This is a genomic window from Micromonospora sp. NPDC050695 (assembly GCF_040654415.1).
Classification (GTDB): Bacteria; Actinomycetota; Actinomycetes; order Mycobacteriales; family Micromonosporaceae; genus Micromonospora.
Genome location: NZ_JBFAHZ010000001.1, coordinates 241,044 through 258,256, shown reverse-complemented (window position 1 = coordinate 258,256; position 17,213 = coordinate 241,044). Strand labels below are relative to the sequence as shown.

The window sequence follows — 17,213 nt, the reverse complement described above, 5'->3', positions numbered from 1 at the left end:
GCGCTCAGGGGAGGATCGGGATCACGTCGTCCACCCGTCCGGTCTGCGGTAACCCCGCCGTCGTGGCGATGGTCTCGACGGCCCCCTCCAAGGTGGTGCTCTCCGGTAGGACGAGTTCGTCGGGCCAGCCCAGGACGTCGTGGGCGGCATAGATCCCACTCATGAATTCGGCGGTGAACTCGGTGACCTGCGGGCGGGTGAGGTGCCGGCGCAGGGTTTCGGGCAGGGACACGTCGAGGTAGCAGAACAGCGACCGTCCACGGTGGCCGTCCCGCAGAGCCGTCAGCATCGGCCGGTAGCGGCTGGAGTGCAGGATGCCCTCCAGCACCACGTGGTAGCCGTGGTCCAGCGCGAACCGGACGGTCTGCCCGATCAGCGCCGGCGCCACACCGCCGGGCCGGTCCCGCTCGCGCAGGAGGATGCGGCGCAGGTAGTCCTGCTCGACCAGCGCACACCCCCGGCCATGCCGCAGCCGCAGCTCCCGAGCGATGCTGCTCTTGCCCGAGCCCGAGTTGCCCCGGACACAGACCAGAATCGTGTCCGGGCTGCCGGTCGGGGCGGCGTCAACGGTCACGATGCCGCGTTCCGTCCTGCGGCAGCCATCGTAGTGCCGCGTCGGCGGTGTCCTCCGGGCTGCTGTTGAAGGCGATGGCCGCGCCGGGGGCATGCTGCCGGACGAGGTTGACCACGGTCTCGAAGAGCGGGAGCAGCGGCTCGTGCTTGCGGATGCCGCCGCCGACCACCACGCAGGCGTACTCCTTCCTGGTGAGTGCCTCGACGATGGCCGCCTCGGCGGTCTCGTCGGGCACCACCAGGCACAGGTCGGCCTCGATGCCGTGCTCCCCGAACCGGGCCTGACCACGCGCGATGGCGGCCACGACCGGCTCCGGATCCCAACCCGGGATCCTCTCGGGATCGAGACCGACCACCAGCACAGGTCCCAACGCCATGCGTCCTCCCGCAGAAAGGCCAGCACCGTCGATGCTGCCACAGGAGGTGCCAGATTGAGTACGAGCACTCATCCCGCCGTGTTGGCTGGCCGGCATGCTCGACGCCATGGCTCTCTCCCGCCGGATCAGCGTGCTGCCGTTGGTGGTCTGTCTGCTGCTGAGCGGGTGCGCGCAGCAGCGCGACGGCGACACGCTGGCGGAAAACCACGCGGCGGCCGAGGCGAAGCGCCTCGATGATGATCTCACTCGCGACCGGGTCCGGGACGCCGAGTGGCTCGTCGCGACCCACGTCCCCAAGGCGGTGGAGGGCGACAGCTCAACCATCCGCCGCGAAGCATTCGCCAGGTCGGGGCGAACCGGCATCAACGAGCAGGCCGTCATCGACGTACGGATCACGGTGACGGTGGCGCAAGCCGACGGGGCTACCTTCGGCGACCTGGGCAACTCCGCCGGCCAGGCCACGCGGTGCTACCGCTACCGGCTCGAACTCCATCACTACCTGCCGTACCAGGAGATCGACTGCCCGTCGGGGGCCGCTCCGCCGGTGCCCAGCGCGGCACCGTTCCCGGCGCTGCCCACGGACGCGCGTGACCGGCTCAGCGCGGCGCTGCGCACCGCCACACCGGACACGCTCGCGGGCGCGGTGCGGGCCGCCTTTCCCGCGCAGTACGTCACCGTCGACACGGCCACCCACGAGGGCGTGCTCGTCGCCGCGGTGGGCGTACCCGCCGAGCGGGAATGCCTCCTGTTGGTCCGGACTCCCGCCGGAACGATCGAGTCACCCGAGTACAACCTCGGGTGGTTGGAGCCGGGCGAGACGGGATGCCGGGTCGGGCTGTACGTCTCACCGCCACGCTAGAGCTGGCCCGACCTGCCCCTCGCTCACGTGGTCGAGTCACCGGCGCCGCCGGAGCGGAAAGGTTCCGGCGAGATGTCCCCCGGCGCCGCCCCTGCCGTGGTCGCCGTCGGTGGCGCACGCCTGCCCGCACGGACCAGCAGCGAGACGAGTGGCCTTGGGGAGATCGGTGCGGTGCCCGTTCTCACCGAGAGCGAAGGTAGCCGTTGACGGGGTGAGGGTTAGCCTCTTGGGCCATGTCCGCCCCTGCGCCGCGCAGCAGAATGCGGCGCAGGTAGTCCTGCTCGACCAGGGCGTAGCCCCGGCCGTGCCGGCGTCGTAGTTTGCGGGCGATGCTGCTCTTGCCGAAGCCGGAGTTGCCCCGGATGCAGACGAGCATCGTGTCCGGGCTGCCAGTGGGTTCAGCAAGCACGATGCCTCCTCGGCTTCAACTGTTGCGGACGGTGAGATCCAGCGCAGCGACGGCCAACTGGGTGAGGTCATAAAGTTGGTCCTCGCTGAGGGTGACGCCGCGCAAGTTGTCCAGGACCTTCACGTCGCCGATCGTGATGGTGCGCATGTGACTTCAACCAGTCTGGGCGCGGGGTGGGCACGCCACCAGGTGCGACCGCCGGCTGGCCGGTGACGTTGATGAGGCCGATGCCGTTCACGAGGAGGCCTCTTCGATGCTGGCGGCCGTGGTGGTACTGACGCGGTAGGCGTGGGTGTGGCGGGCGGGCCAGCCGAGGAACCGGTCGAACATGTCGGCGGCGCTGCCCGTCACGCTCGGGTTCAGCCGGTGCAGGTCGTCGATGGCGTCGTGCAGGCAGCCGGCCAAGTAGAGGAACAGACTCACCGGCACTTCTCGGTACTCGGCCAGGAGCGCGAGCTTCGCCGCGCCGCAGGGCCACGGCTGCCCGCACCGGCGGCACAGCCACAGCGGGCGCATCGACAGATGCTCCACCTCGGCTGGCGCGAGCCGGTTCGCCGCGAGACGGCGCTGCTGCCCGGTCACCGGCGACCACCCTCGCGGGCCTGCTGCGCGAACAGCCGACGCCACACGAAGGTGAGCAGCGGAGGATCAGCGCGCCGCACCTGCCCCAGTGAGGACGTCCACCTGGGCTCGGGGCGCCGGGACTGGCTGGCCATTGCGTTACGCGAGACGTACACCGTCATGCCTCCACCCCCACCAGGAACGATGGGCGGCGGGCTCGCCGGGGGAAGGGCGAGCCCGCCGCCGCATCACGGCGGCTGGGAGCAGGCCGCCGATCACCCACCCACGCAGCCCTCATGGCGGTACGCAGGCGGGGAGAACACCGAGACAGTTCGTTCCAGGACGGGCCGAGCCTGCGGCCCAATCCGTGGTGTGGTGCGCCGCTCATCGATCCCTCCATCTGCAGCTCCCTGTTAGTCATCCCTGACACCGGCATCGACGCGCGCCGGTGATCTGGGGTGAACTGAACGTAGGGGCGGTCCGTACGGAGGACCGGGAAAATCCGTACCGGGTCCGGCGGCCTTCAGCGGGCAGGGTGATGGTGTGCGAGGGATGACGGACGACATGACCATCGGCCAGCGCGTCGCCTTCTACCGACGTCGACGAGGCCTCTCCCAGGAGGTGCTGGCCGGTCTGGTTGGCAAGACCCAGGAGTGGTTACGCAAGGTCGAGACGAACCGGGCAGACCTCGATCGGCTGTCGGTCATACGCGCGATCGCCAAAGCCCTCGACGTGTCCCTCGGCGACCTGATCGGTGCACCGAGCCTGTTCGAGTGGTCGGACGAATCAGGGCGCGAGACCATCCCGGCCTTGCGGGCCGCGCTTCACGACTATCGTCACCTCGCGCCGACGCTGGCCAGCACGGGGGACGTCGAGGCCCCCGCCCTGCGCGAGATCGAGAACGACGTCGCCGAGATCTGGACCGCCTACCAACACTCGCGATACGGCACCCTCGCCCGCCGGCTGCCCTACCTCATCCACGACTGCCTCACCGCCACCGAGGCGTACGACGGAGACGATGGCCAGCGAGCGCACGCGATGACCGCCTACGCCCACCAGCTCGCCGCGTTGTTCCTCACCAAGCTCGGCGAAGGTGACCTCGCGTGGACCGCCGCCAGCCGTGGACTGGCCGCCGCCAACGCCAGCCACGACCACGTCGTCATCGGCTCGCTCAGCCGCTCCGCCGCGCACTCGCTGGCGTCCATTGGCGAATATGCGCAGGCTCGTGGCCTCGCCGCCACGGCGGCGCAGTTCCTGGAACCACGGCTCGCCAAACCCACTCCGCAGCTGCTGTCGGTCTACGGCAGCCTGCACCTCGTCTGCGCGCTGGCCGCAGCCCGAGACGACGACCGCGCCTCCGCCGACACCCACATCGCCGAGGCCGACGCCGCCGCACAGAGACTCGGTGCCGACGGCAACCACGTGTGGACCGCGTTCGGGCCGACCAACGTGTCGATCCACAAGACGACCGTGGCGATGGAACTCGGCGACGTGCAACGCGCCATCGCCATCGGCGCCCCACTCGACACCAGCACCGTGCCCGTCGAGCGGCAGGTTCGACACGCCATCGAAACCGCCCGAGCCCTTGCCCGGTGGAACCGCATCGACGACGCGCTCGCCGCGCTCCTGAACGCAGAGATCATCGGCGCTGACCAGGTGCGCTACCACCAGCTCTCCCGCGACCTCGTTCGGGATATCCTCACCCGCCCTCGGCCGCCCCGACTGGCCGTCGAACTCAGCGACCGGATGGGCGTCCGGTCGGGAGGGCCGCGCTGGTAACTGAACTCAGATCAGCCGGCTCGTGTAGCCAGCCGCCACCAGGCGCTCAAACGCCGCCCGTACCTCGTCCGGCATCTCCTGCGGGATCGCGAAGCCGCGCTCGGCGTACACCTCGATCCGCTGCGTGTCGCCGACCAGCATGTCCACCACCCGCCGCGGGTCGCCGATGCTGCGCACGTAGTCGTTTAGTTCGAGGGGGTTCGACGCGCACACCACATCAACCTCCGGCCACATCAGCCTGCACGTGGCGTAGGCCCGACGCTGCTGGTAGGGCCGCGACATGATCAGCACCGACTGCACCGGGATCCGGTGTTCAGTCAGGATCTGACGCGAGTACTCCAGGTTTTGAGCGGTGTTCGTGGCACGCGGCTCCACGAGAATTGCTTCCGCGGGTACGCCCTGCTCGATCGCGTACTCGCGGTAGTGCACCGCTTCTCCCCTAGGAAACCGTTCGACGGTCGTCGGGGCGTTCGCGCCGGTGAACACGATCCTTGGGAACAGGCCCTCGCGGAACAGTCGCGTCGCGATGACCGCGACGCCGAGGTCATGACTTCCCAGCCCGATTCCCACGGTGCACGGGCGCAACTCGTGGTGCAGGTCGTGGTAGCGCCACAGCCTCTCCACGTCCGCCCGGATCGCGTCAGGGATCACCTCGGCAGGTGCCGCCGCACGCCGGTTCATCAGCACCTACCAGTCCGGTCCGCGCTGGGTTCCCTCATGGCGCCAGCGTAGGGCAACGGCGGAGGCTGAGAGGTGGACCCTCGCCCTACCGGCTAGCGCCCAATCCCCTCAGATGTGAAACTGTCTATGTAACTAAGTGTGTCCTGGTAGCCGCACTCTGCGACGTGGGTGGTGCCGTTGGAACAGCTTCCGTTGTGGGGACTGAGCACCGACGAAGATCCGAGACCGAAGCCGGTCCTGGCACGACCAGCAAAACTCCGCCTCCTGATCACAGTGAAGGCGGCACCCAACCTCTCCGCGCGGTACGGGGAGACGGTCTGCGTGGGGGCACTGGGCATGGACCCGCCCTGGACCGGTTGGATCCGCCTCTACCCGTTCCACTACCGAGACCTCGACGACGACGGCACGTTCCACAAGTACGACATCATCCACGTCGAGGCACTGCCAGCCAGGCAAGACCAGCGGCGCGAGAGCTGGAAACCGATCGTGGACACCATCACCACCGAGCGGCACCTTGCCAGTCGGCAGGCGCGTCGAAACCTCCTCGATCCGCTCGTCGAAGACTCCATGTGCCGGCTCAACAAACAGGCCCGCGACGACCGGAGCGCACGATCGATCGCGCTGATTCGCGTGGTCGACATCTCGGCGCTTCAGGTCAGGCGGCATCCCGGCTGGTCGGCGGAGGATCGCAAGAAGATCGCCGCGTATTTCAACCAGCTCGACCTGCTGGAACCGGCCAAGCGCGGCCCACTTCAAGCACCACGCTTCACCGGCGCCTACCGCTACCGATGCGCAGACCGTCATTGCCGCGGTCACCGGCAGACACTCTGGGACTGGGAGTTCGTCGCCCTACAACGCCGTCTGAACCAGCTCAGCGACGCGGAGGCTGCTGAGCATCTGAGAAACAAGTTCCTCAACCAGCTCAGCGCCGCTGACCGCGACGTTGCCTTCTTTGTAGGCAACCAAGCGGCAAGACCCCAGTCCTTCAGCATCGGCGGTGTCTACGCACCGAGGCGCCCAGTTGCTGGACGCCGACTGCACCTCAACCGATGATGTCGGCCAGCACGTCGGCATGACACGCATCCTCGACGCGGCACCAGCACGCCAACTGCTTCCCCGTGAGCTCTCGACGCGCCCGGTCAACCAGGGCCGGCTGCCCCACAAGCCACTGCCGATAGAGGCGTAACGCCTCCGCCCGATCATGCTTTCGCAGGCTGAACGGATTGGCCCAGGGAGAACGCCGCAACCCGAAGCCCTGCCGCCCCACATACACGGCACCGGGCGGCACCACCGGGTGATAGAGGTCCCCCTGCACGCGAACCCGCAGCTGTCCCCCCACGCCACCAGCGTAATCACCAACGACTGAATGCTCGACGAAGCGCAGCGGATGCCCCAGCAACGCCAGCCCGGTCCAACCGCTTCCGAACTCGCGCCGAGCGACCCACCCGGCGTACGCGAAAAAGGCCCCCACCCGGGTGTGAACCACCAGGTCAGGGCCTTGATCGTTGGTGCGCCGCCAGGGACTCGAACCCCGAACCCGCGGATTAAGAGTCCGCTGCTCTGCCAGTTGAGCTAGCGGCGCTCGCTGACAACGACGAGCACGCTAACACGCCTCGGATCGCTCAGTGCGCGGGGTTCGGCGTGTGCGGCAGTCGACCGAGTTGGTGCCAGTTCGTCTCCGCGACCTCGACGCCGTAGTGCGCCGCGGCGGCGAGGATGTTCTGGAAGGCCAGGTCGCGGTCCTTGTCGGTGACGCCCTGCACCTGGTCGAAGCGGGCGATGGCGTTGCGGACGTGGCCCGCGTCGGTCATCGGCTCCTTGCGTTTACCGGGAAACGCGAAGACGGTCTCCGGCAGCTCGCGCTTGTCCTTGTCGGTCAGGCCGCCGTGCTTCTCGTGGGGCTTCCAGGTTGACTTCATCGTCCACCATTACCCACTTGTCGTCCGGTCGCACCACCGGACCCCGAGGTCGGGCCGGGTTCTTTAAGGGAGGTTTAAAGACCTGTCTCGCGCGGGCGGCGAGCGTCTACCATACGGCGGCCGTGACCGTTCGGGTCAGCCTGTCGTCTGCTCTGTGGGAGTGACCCGTGTCGTACGAAGGCCCGCCGCCGTCACGTCATCGTTCCCCGGGGTGGCTCGCCCGCAAGAAGCTGAGCGTGGCCGCGGGCGCGGCTGTCGTGCTCGTCGTCGCGGCCGGGGCCGTGTACCTGGGCAACGGCGCGGCGCAGCCCGAGCCGTCGAACGCGGCCAGCGCCCTCGAATACCCATCGCCGTCGGCCGGGCAGGCTCAGTCGCCCGGAGCGGCGGTGTCGGCCGCCGCGACACCGTCGGTCTCCACGACACCATCGACCGGCGCGACGCCGACCGCTGCCACACCGACAACCCCCAGGACCGGCTGGGTTCCCGTCGACAGTACGGCCTGGAAGGCGCAGGCCGACGCGTACCGGGCGTTGAAGATCGACCCCGCCCCGGCCGGCGTCGGCAACCTCCCGGAGTTCCGGGCGGACTGCCAGTACAGCCACCGGCTGCCGGACGACCCGATCGTCGCTCCCGGCCTCCCGGGCGCCTCACACATGCACTCGTTCGTCGGCAACAGGGCCGTCGACGCGAACACCGTCGCCGGGGACCTGACCACGTTCACGGCCACGTCCTGCAAGCCGGTCCAGGATCACTCCGCCTACTGGGTGCCCACCCTCTACGACAACGCGACCGGGAAGCCGGTCGAGACCACGGGTTTCCGGGTCTACTACCGCTCGCTCGCGAAGAACTCGACCGGCCAGATGCCGATGCCCAACGGCCTGCGCATGATCTCCGGTGACGCCAAGAAGAAGAAGCCGACACCGCGTGGCGCGACCGGCCAGTTCTACTGCGCCTTCTACGGCCCCGGCGACCTCGACGGCGTCGCCCGCAGCACCAACGGCAACTGGCCGATCTGCGGGGGCGACGCGACGCTGCACTTCATGCTGCAGTTCCCCGACTGCTGGGACGGCACGCACCTGGACAGCCCCAACCACAAGGACCATGTGGCGTACGGCAGCGGCAACTCCTGCCCGACCAGCCACCCGGTGCGGATCCCGGCGATCACCTTCGACATCCAGTACCCGGCCAAGGGCACCCCGGCGGGCTACTACCTCTCCTCCGACAAGGAGGGCAAGAGCGCCTCGTCGATGCACGGCGACGCCTTCGTCATGTGGGACGTCAACACCATGAACAAGCGCACCAAGAACTGTGTCCTGGGACGCCGGACCTGCGACAACTACGGCTACCAGAAATAGCCGGGGCCAGGCCCGTGTCGGCCTGGCCCCGCGTTCCGGTGGTGCTCAGCTACGCAACGTCCACTGCTGGTTGGTGCCTCCGTTGCAGCTCCACAGGATGAGCTTCGTGCCGTTGGCGGTGGCGGCGCCGTTGGCGTCGAGGCAGAGCCCGGACTGGGCGTTCGTCAGGGTGCCGTTGGCGTTGACGTTCCACTGCTGGTTCAGACCGCCGTGGCAGTCCCAGATGATGACCGCGGTGCCGTTTGCCGTACCCGCCCCGGAGGCGTCCAGGCACTTGTTGCCGTACACGGTCAGCTGCCTGCTGCTGGTGTGGGTCCACCGCTGGTTCGTGCCACCGGAGCAGTCGTAGAGCTGCACCTGGGTGCCGTTGGTGGTGGTGGAGTTGGGCACGTCCGCACAGCGGCCGGACTGGCCGCCGACGAGCTGCCCGCTCCCGGTACCGCTGCCGCCGCCCTGCTGCTGCCGGACGATCGAGGTCGACTCCGCCGACCGGTTGCCCTGGGCGTCGACGACGAACAGCCGGTACTCCCCCTGGTTGGTCGGCACGGCGATGGACGTGGCGGTGCCACCCGCCCTGGTCATCGTCGGCCCGGCGGTGAAGGTGGTGGTGCCGGAGGGCGCCAGCCACACCGACCTGGTGGCATCGCCGGTGCTCCGGATCGGGATCGATGCCGTGGCGCTGGCGACGAACGTGCTGGCCGGCAGGACGTAGTTCGGCGCGGAGAAGGTGCTCGCCGGGATGATGTCCCGGTAGGCGTCCTCCAGGCCGGAGTTCACCGCGATGCCGTACGCCGTCGCCGGCCAGACGTAGTCGGAGGAGACCAGGATGTCGCCGATCGTGCTGTTCGGCAGGTTCTTGTTCGAGACCTTGTTGATCGGGCCGTAGATCTGCGTGATGGTCAGATCGTGCTTCCGGCCGAAGTCGTCGGAATTGATCATCCAGGTGACGTTCTTGTCGATGCTCAGGACGTTGTCCCGGAACGTCATGAACGCCGATCCCTCATCCGGGTGCAGCCCGTACTTGTGACCGGAGGGCACGCCCTGGAGGTAGTTGTTGGTGATCGTCGTACCGGGCTGAGCGCCGAGGGTGTAGATCGGTGCCGTGTCGCTCAGGCGCTGCACCGTGTCGATGATGTGGTTGTAGCTGATGGTGTTGTTCCGGGCCGTGGTGGTCGGCCGGTTCGGTGTGATCGAACCCGACGACCCGTCGAAGTTCCACCAGCCCCAGCCGAGGGTGATGCCCGACCACGGGGCCTTCTCGATCCGGTTGCGCTGGATGGTGAGGGTGTCGGCGAAGTACGCCGAGATCGGGCTGTGCCCGTTGAACAGCACCGCGCTGTCGTAGAGGTAGTTGTTCCTGATGTCGATGTTCTTCGGCAGCCCCTCGACCTGGGCGGAGTACTTCTCGTTGTTTGTCGACGTGCCGTCTCCGATGAAGACGTGCTGGGGATGCCCCACGGTGATGGCGGACCCGGCGATGTCACTGGTGTGGTTGCCGATCAACTGCGAGCCCTGCACGTCGTTGACCATGTTGATCCCGTCCGCGCCGGTGTGCTGGATCCGGTTGCGGTGCAGGAGGATCCCGTCGGCGTTCTGCAGCTGGACGATGCCGGGAGTGACGTCGACGTTGCGGTAGAAGTAGACGTGGAAGTTGCCCTTGGCGTACACCTGGGCGCCGAGGTTGCCCTGCTGCGCCTGCTTGAAGGACGAGCCGGCGACGGTGAACAGGTTCCAGTCGGAGTGCCGCACCGTCAGGCCGGAGAACGTGATGTTGCGGGCGTGGTTGCTCGTCGAGGTGCCGGCGACGCGCAGCACGGTGGTCACGTTGTTCGGCGCGTAGACCGTCGCGGTCGCCATGTTCTCGCTGCTGGCCTTGTAGTAGTAGACCGTCCGGCTGCTCTTGTCGAAGTAGAACTCACCGGGGGTGTCCAGGAACTCGTAGGCGTTCATCAGCTTGTGGGTGCCGCCGACCTGGGCGTTGCCGTTGAACGCGCCCTGGGCGATGGCCGCGCCCGGCTGCTGGAACAGGGCGACCCGGTTCGCGCCGTCGGAACTCGTGGTCACCTGCCGGACGCCCACTATCGCCGTGGTCCAGGTGGTGCCCGTCTCGATCTCGATGTCGTCGTGGTTGCGGGCGATGGCGGGAAAGTCGTTCAGGTTGTATTTGGCGCCGTCACACTGCGACCCCGACTCCCACGCCCACGAGGCCTGACTGGCGGTGATGGTGTACGTCCCGTAACAGCCCGCCGAGCTGACCGTCTTCGACGCCATGTACGCGCGCTTGTCATTGACGTAGAGCGCCCGCAGCTTGTTGGCGCGGTCCAGCGGGGCCTTCCAGATGTTGCCGCTGTGCTGGGTCCATCCGGTGACCTGCACACCGCCGTCGAGGACCGGCGTCTCACCGTTGTAGGCGGCGTAGCTGACCCGGAAGCCGTTGTAGCCGGAGTCGCTGGCACCGAACTCGATGGTGCTGCCGACCGGGTAGGTGCCGCCGCGCAGATACACGTTGATGTCGCCGGTCATGCTCGCGTTCATCGTGCGAACGACGTCGCGCGCGCGTTGGATCGTCCGGAACGGGGACGCCAGCGTGCCGGCGTTGGTGTCATTACCGTCGGGGGCGACGTAGTAGGTCGCCTGCACCGCTGCCGAGGCCGGCAGCTGATTGGCCAGCACGGCCGGCACCGTGGCGGCGACGAGAGCCGCCACCGCCAGCAGTGCCGTTCGAGCGGTCGACACGATTGACCTCACGGACTGTTCCTCTCAGGTGCCGTCGACAGGGGATCCCGTGCGTATCGAGCGATGAGTACGGAAACAGCGACACCATCTCGGTCGGCGGGGCTTGTCGTCGCCCAACCGCACTCTCTTGTTAATCGCCTCGAAATCTTCCCGAAGCGTAGGTCACACGTGTGATGAATGCAACCATCGATCGTAGGACGTCTATGTATTTATGTGGACGTATTGCGTGAATCACCCATCGCGGCGGTGCCCGGCCGATCGGTCGTCGGATGAATGTGCTGACGCCGGGCACGACACCGGGCCGGGGCGCGACCCCCGCCCCGGCCCGGCCCTCCTCATCGGACGGTGAAGGTCGCCAGTCGCAGCGGGGAGTCGAGCACCAGGTACACGTCGTGGGTGCCGGCCGCCCGGGCCACCTCGGCGACGCCTGTCCGGATTACTGAATTGCCGCTTCATTTCTTACCGAGGTGTTGACAGGTACTGCATTAAAGTGTCCGTCCAGTGCCGAGCACAGGCCACCTGACCAGCGCCGGAGTCCTCCCGAATAGACTTCTCGTGACCGTCGTCGCAATGCCGGTGACACCGCCGGCCGCCTGTTTAAAATCTCTCTCCGGGCTGGGACTCGACGTTCGGCCGGTGCACATTTCCCCATTGTTGCGTGACGAATCCCGTCACCACGCTTCGACGAAACGAGATGCCATCATGAGTGAACCGCCCGTGACACCGGAGCCACCCGGCGCCGCGCCGCCGTCGCGCGAGGCGACCGACCGCAGCCCCTGGAACTGGCTGCTCTTCCTCCCGATCGTGGTGCCGCTGGTCCCCGCACTGTTCAACATGGACTCGCCCCGCCTGTTCGGCTTTCCCGCCTACTACTGGCTCCAGTTGGCCTTCATCGTGCTCGGTGTGGCCACCACGAGCGTTGTCTACCGGATGACCAGGGTGCGGGCGGTGACGTCGTGATGTGGCGGGATCACCTCACCGAGATCATCGTCTTCACGGTGCTCTTCCTGCTGGTCAGCGGGATGGGCTTCCTGGCGGCGCGGTGGCGGGCCCCGAAGGACATGGCCCATCTCGACGAGTGGGGTCTGGGTGGGCGCACCTTCGGCGGCTGGATCACCTGGTTCCTGGTCGGCGGCGACGTCTACACGGCGTACACCTTCGTGGCGGTGCCGGCACTGCTGTTCGGTGCCGGTGCGGCGGGGTTCTTCGCCGTGCCGTACACGATCATCGTCTACCCGTTGGTCTTCCTGGTGCTGCTCCGGCTCTGGTCGGTGTCGCACCGGCACGGGTTCGTCACGCCGGCCGACTTCGTCCGGACCCGGTTCGGCTCGCCGACCCTGGCGCTGATCATCGCGATCACCGGTATCGCCGCGACCATGCCGTACATCGCGTTGCAGCTGGTCGGCATCGAGGCGGTGCTCAAGACGATGGGCGTCACCGGCGACAGCACGGTCGCCCGGCACCTGCCGATCATCGTCGCGTTCGCCATCCTCGCCGCGTACACCTACCAGTCGGGGCTGCGCGCGCCCGCGTTGATCGCGTTCGTCAAGGACAGCCTGATCTACATCGTCATCCTCGTGGCGGTGATCTACCTGCCGTACAAGCTGGGCGGCTGGGGCAAGATCTTCGACGCGGCGGACGCCAAGTTCGCGGCGACGCCCGCGCCGGGTGACGGCATCCTGCTGAACCAGAACAACCAACTGCAGTACGTGACGCTGGCGCTGGGCTCGGCACTCGCGCTGTTTCTCTACCCGCACACCCAGACCGGCGTCCTGGCCAGCCGCAGCCGTGCCGTGATCAAGCGGAACATGTCGGCGCTGCCCGCGTACACCCTGCTGCTCGGGCTCATCGCGCTGCTCGGCTACATGGCCATCGCGGCCGGGGTGAAGCCGCTGCCCGGGGCCAAGGAGGGCACGGTCGACAGCAACACCGTCGTACCGCTGCTGTTCGACCACACCTTCCCGGACTGGTTCGCCGGCGTGGCGTACGCGGCGATCGGCATCGGCGCGCTGGTCCCGGCGGCGATCATGTCGATCGCGGCGGCGAACCTGTTCACCCGCAACATCTACAAGGAGTACCTGAAGAAGGACGCCTCGGCGGCCCAGGAGGCGAAGGTCTCCAAGGTCGCCTCGCTGGTGGTGAAGGTCGGCGCGGTCGCCTGCATCGTCTTCCTCGACCCCCAGTTCTCCATCGACCTCCAGCTCATCGGCGGCGTCATCATCCTGCAGACGCTGCCGGCCGTGGCGCTGGGCCTCTACACCCGCTGGTTCCACCGCGGCGCGCTCATCGCCGGCTGGGTGGCCGGCATGGGCCTGGGCGTCTGGATGCTCTACCAGATCCCGAACGCGGCGACGAAGCGCGCGCACTTCGGCGGGTCGGCGTTCCCGCTGGAGAAGTTCGGCTTCGACACCCCGAAGACGATCTACGTCGGCATCGTCGCCGTACTGGTCAACCTGGCGGTCGCCGCACTGGCGACGCTCGCGCTGAAGGCGGGCCGGGTGCCCGACGGCACGGACGGCACCAGCCGCAGCGACTACTTCGCCGACGAGGGCGACGAGAAGCTCGTCCCGGCACCGCGCCAGGACAGCGACGAGGTGACGGTCGAGCCTGCTCCCCAGGTCTGAACCACCGATGGGGTGCCCGTGGCGTCCGCACGGGTGCCCCATCGCCCCGGCCAGGGGGCGTCGACCTGCGCGTCAGCGCGGTTTCAGCACGCTTTCAGGCCGCTCAATACGTTCGCGGCATGACAATCATGCACTCCCCGCGCGCGAGGCGCGGGACCGCGGTGGTCGCGATGATCGCGGTCACGGCGGCAGGCGTGCTGGTCGGCGGACCCGCGTGGGCCGACCCCGTCGGTGTCCCCGTCCCCCAGGCGGCGCTCACCGACCGGGCCTTCGGTCAGGTCGCCGAGATCCACATCCAGGGACCCGATCGGATCAAGGCCGTCGCGCTGTCGGCCGAGTTCGTCCAGTGGCACCGGCTGCACCCGAACGCCACGGCCGAACAGGCACAGACCCAGCTCACCGCACGCAAGCAGCTGCTCGACAGCTCGCTGACCGCGTTCGACCTCCTGGCACCCGAACAGGATCTGCTGCTCAGGTCCGTCGACATCCTGCTCGGCACCCCCGGCGGCGACACCCGGACCGCACCGGAGATCACCGGCCTGGTCGGGTCCGTGATCGGCAGGACGGTCGAACCGTGGGACACCCGCGAGGAACTCGCATCCGGAGCGCTGCGCACCGCCCAGTGGCTGCGCGGCCGCGACGACTCTCTCGCCGCGGTGTGGACGGCCCTCCGACAGGCGGGAGCAGCCAGCGCGCCGGTCGCCACCGCCTGGAACGCCGTACTCGGTGCGCCGTTCGGGGTGGACGTCACCAGCACCTACGAGGAACTTGAGCAGGATCCCGGGCTGTCGCACGTGGACCTCGACGCGATCCTGGCGTTGCAGGGCGACTCGGTGGCGTACGTCGCGGCGGCGAAGCAGCAGTTGGCCTCGCTGCACGCGCAACTGCTCGGCCTGAGCCTGGAGATCCGCCTCGAGATCGGCGAGAACAACCGCAAGTGCCCGCCAGAGGGTCCGCCGAGCGCCGAGTGCACCGCGGCGGCCAAGAAGGCCGCCGAGGATCGGAACAAGGACCGGCAGCAGACCATCTCCGACATCAAGGCCGGGGTCGGCATGGTGTCCACCATCATCGGGTTCGCCGACCCGGACGCCGGCAAGAAGTCCAAGGTGATCGGGGAGGCGGTCCTCAGCACGATCAGCGCGATCTCCACGTACGCGGCGGCGATCGCCGGCCGTGGCCTGGCGGGCTCGATCTTCAGCACCGCGACGTTGGCGATGACCGGCAACATCTTCGGTGCCGTGATGTCCGTCGTCGGCCTCTTCGGCAGCAGCGCGCCGTCGCTGGACGCGCAGATCCTCGCCCAGGTCAAGGCCCTGCGCGACGAGGTGCGGGCGCTCGGCGACGAGATGCGCGCCAGCTTCGCGCGGGTCGAGGCCCAGATCAACACGGTGTACGCGAACATGATGGCCCAGTTCGACAAGCTGAACGCCGCCATCGCCGGCAACACCGCGCAGATCACCCTCGTCCAGCAGCAGGTCGCCCAGCTCGGTCTGCGGCTAGAGGACATCGCCGCGACCGTTCTCGCCGCGATCGGCGACGCCACCCTGCACGACGCCCGCGCCGACATCAACAAGTACGTCGGCTACCTGGAGAACTTCGGTCAGCCGATCCCGACGTACAACGAGTTCGTCGGCCCGGAGAACGAATTCCATCTGACCGCCACGCAGCTGGCCAGCGGCGCCGCCTTCGTGGTGCCCAAAACCGACGCCGACAACCCGGCGATCGACCCGACCACCGTGCTCAACAGCTTCGGCGAGGCCCGGTCGATCAACTACCTGGGCCGGATCGCCAGCGGCCGTGACCCGTCGATGGTCGAACCGTCCACGCCGGTCGGCAACCCGACGGTGTGGAACCTCGGCGCGCAGGCGTACGCGATGGTGATGCTGCAGAACCCGACGTACGCCGCCCAGGTCAGCGCCGGCCGCGCGGCGCAGATCGAGGCGGAGGGCACCCGCATCGCCGACCTCGCGGCCAGCTTCGGTCGACCCGTCAACGGCAACGCCAACGGCCTGATCACGGGGCTGGTCGACGAGTACGTCGGCGCCACCAACGAGCTGTCGACCGCGTTGGCCGCCTTCCGGACCAACGAGGTCCAGGTCCGCTGGGAGCCGGACGCCAACGGCGTGCAGGTGAGGACGCCGAAGAACTACGACCTGTTCTGGGACGAGGACAAGCCGCTCGCTCCGGCACCGGCGAAGGCCGACGAGGCGATGGTGCCGTCGTGCAGCGGCACCAGGCAGATCGACCGGCCCAGCAACGTCCGCTACGACCTGATGTCGAACGTGGTACGGACGCTCCACTACGCGTACACGCCGCGCCTCGACGAGCCGCCGGCGGGCGTACGGGAATTGCCGGAGGTGGGGTACTGCTACACGCCGAGCTGGGTCTACACGCGTACGACGGGCTACGGCACCGGAGTGATCCGCCACTACGGCAAGCTGCGGTTGCAGATCCACAGCCGGTTCCGGCTGAACTCGACCGGGACCTGGCAGAACTCGCGGACAGCCGACTACACCTGGCCCGACGAGCAGGTCTACCAGGTCGACTGCGAGCTGTTCAACTGTGACAGCGAGACCCCGCCCGAGCAGGCGCTGACCCAGAAGTGGCCGTCCGGGCGGTGGACCTTCGCGAGCGCCGCGACCGCCGTGGACAACACGGCGCTCAACGCCTCGCTGACACCGACCCTGCGCGGTTTCCTGCAGGCCCGGCAGAAGTCCATGTACGACCGGGTCCGGGACCTGAGCACACAGGTGAGCGGGCCGGTGCCCGCCGCGCTGAAGAAGCTGAACACGGCGGCGCGGCTGCTCCAGGCGTACACCCGGTTGGGTCTGCCCAACGCCCTCGACTCGGACGACGTGCTGTCCGCGAACCTGTTCGGGCAGTACCAGATTCCGGTGAACATGCCGACCGATGCCAAGATCGGCAACGCCTACGCCAGGGCGAGTGGGAACTACACGCTCTGCGGGCCGCCCCCGTGTGCACCCGACCCCAGCCGCCCGCTACGCGACCAGGTCAGCCTCAAGCTGCCCTGCGAGCCCGCCGTCGACTCGTCCAACCTGCCCGGTGACCCCCTCGGCGACTGTCTGATCACCAGCGCGCGGTCCCGCGCCACCGCGCTGACGCAGCGGTACGAGGTCTGGGCGGACCAGATGACCGCCGGTCTGCACCACGAGCGGGTGCCGTGGATGAACGACACCCTCATGGGTCTGCGCATCACCACGCGTCTGACCCACGCCAGCTGACACCCGTGGTGCCGGCGCCTCCGGGCGCCGGCACCGCTCGTGCCGACCGCCCTGGGCCCGGGTACACGAAAAAGGCCCCGGCCGGTGTGAACCACCAG

At 68.2% G+C, this 17,213-nt stretch carries 15 protein-coding genes, 1 tRNA gene and 2 pseudogenes; 7 read left to right on the top strand and 11 right to left on the bottom strand.

Annotated elements, in window-relative coordinates:
* Positions 1 to 4: 4 nt before the first annotated feature.
* Positions 5 to 574 carry a kinase gene (locus AB0H52_RS01285; RefSeq protein ID WP_357944432.1) on the bottom strand — a complete coding sequence of 190 codons (570 nt, stop codon included), beginning with the start codon at positions 572 to 574 and terminating at the stop codon, positions 5 to 7.
* Positions 564 to 950 carry a hypothetical protein gene (locus tag AB0H52_RS01280; protein WP_151489029.1) on the bottom strand — a complete coding sequence of 129 codons (387 nt, stop codon included), beginning with the start codon at positions 948 to 950 and terminating at the stop codon, positions 564 to 566. Before AB0H52_RS01280 ends, AB0H52_RS01285 begins: the two co-directional genes overlap by 11 nt.
* A gap of 106 nt (positions 951 to 1,056) precedes the next feature.
* Between AB0H52_RS01280 and AB0H52_RS01275 the strand changes: the two genes are divergently transcribed.
* The gene (locus AB0H52_RS01275; RefSeq protein ID WP_225854252.1) at positions 1,057 to 1,809 is read left to right on the top strand and encodes a hypothetical protein; all 753 of its coding nucleotides are present in this window, start codon (positions 1,057 to 1,059) and stop codon (positions 1,807 to 1,809) included.
* Positions 1,810 to 2,059: 250 nt separating this feature from the next.
* On the opposite strand, the pseudogene AB0H52_RS01270 reads toward AB0H52_RS01275, so the two are convergent.
* The 4 genes and pseudogenes from AB0H52_RS01270 to amcA form a co-directional block, all read right to left on the bottom strand.
* Positions 2,060 to 2,218 (bottom strand): annotated as a pseudogene (locus AB0H52_RS01270) (kinase); the annotation flags it as partial.
* A gap of 15 nt (positions 2,219 to 2,233) precedes the next feature.
* Positions 2,234 to 2,332, bottom strand: a pseudogene (locus AB0H52_RS01265) (pentapeptide repeat-containing protein); the annotation flags it as partial.
* Positions 2,333 to 2,452: 120 nt separating this feature from the next.
* Positions 2,453 to 2,800 carry a hypothetical protein gene (locus AB0H52_RS01260; protein WP_357944429.1) on the bottom strand — a complete coding sequence of 116 codons (348 nt, stop codon included), beginning with the start codon at positions 2,798 to 2,800 and terminating at the stop codon, positions 2,453 to 2,455.
* Positions 2,797 to 2,961, bottom strand: coding sequence for a multiple cyclophane-containing RiPP AmcA (gene amcA / locus AB0H52_RS01255; RefSeq protein WP_192580194.1), 165 nt, complete (start codon positions 2,959 to 2,961; stop codon positions 2,797 to 2,799). Before amcA ends, AB0H52_RS01260 begins: the two co-directional genes overlap by 4 nt.
* A 370-nt stretch (positions 2,962 to 3,331) precedes the next feature.
* Here amcA and AB0H52_RS01250 point away from each other — a divergent pair, with 370 nt between their 5' ends.
* Positions 3,332 to 4,558, top strand: coding sequence for a helix-turn-helix transcriptional regulator (locus tag AB0H52_RS01250; RefSeq protein WP_192580193.1), 1,227 nt, complete (start codon positions 3,332 to 3,334; stop codon positions 4,556 to 4,558).
* A gap of 6 nt (positions 4,559 to 4,564) precedes the next feature.
* Here the strand turns inward: AB0H52_RS01250 and AB0H52_RS01245 are convergent, their stop codons facing one another.
* Positions 4,565 to 5,245 (bottom strand): YdcF family protein, encoded by a 681-nt coding sequence (locus tag AB0H52_RS01245; RefSeq protein WP_192580192.1) that lies wholly within the window; start codon positions 5,243 to 5,245, stop codon positions 4,565 to 4,567.
* 162 nt (positions 5,246 to 5,407) lie between these two features.
* Between AB0H52_RS01245 and AB0H52_RS01240 the strand changes: the two genes are divergently transcribed.
* Complete coding sequence (locus tag AB0H52_RS01240; protein ID WP_151489026.1) at positions 5,408 to 6,292, top strand: hypothetical protein; 885 nt, start codon at positions 5,408 to 5,410, stop codon at positions 6,290 to 6,292.
* On the opposite strand, the gene AB0H52_RS01235 is transcribed toward AB0H52_RS01240, so the two are convergent.
* The 3 genes from AB0H52_RS01235 to AB0H52_RS01225 form a co-directional block, all read right to left on the bottom strand.
* The gene (locus AB0H52_RS01235; RefSeq protein WP_192580191.1) at positions 6,282 to 6,578 is read right to left on the bottom strand and encodes a DUF4326 domain-containing protein; all 297 of its coding nucleotides are present in this window, start codon (positions 6,576 to 6,578) and stop codon (positions 6,282 to 6,284) included. The two genes, AB0H52_RS01240 and AB0H52_RS01235, sit on opposite strands and share 11 nt — an antisense overlap.
* A 167-nt stretch (positions 6,579 to 6,745) precedes the next feature.
* A tRNA-Lys gene (locus tag AB0H52_RS01230) sits at positions 6,746 to 6,821 on the bottom strand.
* 40 nt (positions 6,822 to 6,861) lie between these two features.
* Positions 6,862 to 7,158: a DUF6582 domain-containing protein gene (locus tag AB0H52_RS01225; RefSeq protein ID WP_151489024.1), complete on the bottom strand. Its 297-nt coding sequence runs from the start codon at positions 7,156 to 7,158 to the stop codon at positions 6,862 to 6,864.
* Between the two features lie 167 nt (positions 7,159 to 7,325).
* On the opposite strand from AB0H52_RS01225, the gene AB0H52_RS01220 reads away from it, so the two are divergent.
* Positions 7,326 to 8,513, top strand: a complete 1,188-nt coding sequence (locus tag AB0H52_RS01220) for a DUF1996 domain-containing protein (protein ID WP_357944423.1) — start codon at positions 7,326 to 7,328, stop codon at positions 8,511 to 8,513.
* Positions 8,514 to 8,558: 45 nt separating this feature from the next.
* On the opposite strand, the gene AB0H52_RS01215 is transcribed toward AB0H52_RS01220, so the two are convergent.
* On the bottom strand, positions 8,559 to 11,249 hold the full coding sequence (locus AB0H52_RS01215) for a ricin-type beta-trefoil lectin domain protein (RefSeq protein ID WP_357944420.1): 2,691 nt from the start codon (positions 11,247 to 11,249) through the stop codon (positions 8,559 to 8,561).
* 702 nt (positions 11,250 to 11,951) lie between these two features.
* Between AB0H52_RS01215 and AB0H52_RS01210 the strand changes: the two genes are divergently transcribed.
* The 3 genes from AB0H52_RS01210 to AB0H52_RS01200 all read left to right on the top strand — a co-directional run bounded on the left by AB0H52_RS01210 (position 11,952) and on the right by AB0H52_RS01200 (position 17,115).
* The gene (locus AB0H52_RS01210; RefSeq protein WP_151489021.1) at positions 11,952 to 12,209 is read left to right on the top strand and encodes a DUF3311 domain-containing protein; all 258 of its coding nucleotides are present in this window, start codon (positions 11,952 to 11,954) and stop codon (positions 12,207 to 12,209) included.
* Positions 12,209 to 13,873 carry a monocarboxylate uptake permease MctP gene (mctP, locus tag AB0H52_RS01205; protein WP_151489049.1) on the top strand — a complete coding sequence of 555 codons (1,665 nt, stop codon included), beginning with the start codon at positions 12,209 to 12,211 and terminating at the stop codon, positions 13,871 to 13,873. Before AB0H52_RS01210 ends, mctP begins: the two co-directional genes overlap by 1 nt.
* Before the next feature lie 119 nt (positions 13,874 to 13,992).
* Positions 13,993 to 17,115 (top strand): hypothetical protein, encoded by a 3,123-nt coding sequence (locus AB0H52_RS01200; protein WP_357944417.1) that lies wholly within the window; start codon positions 13,993 to 13,995, stop codon positions 17,113 to 17,115.
* Positions 17,116 to 17,213 lie beyond the last annotated feature (98 nt).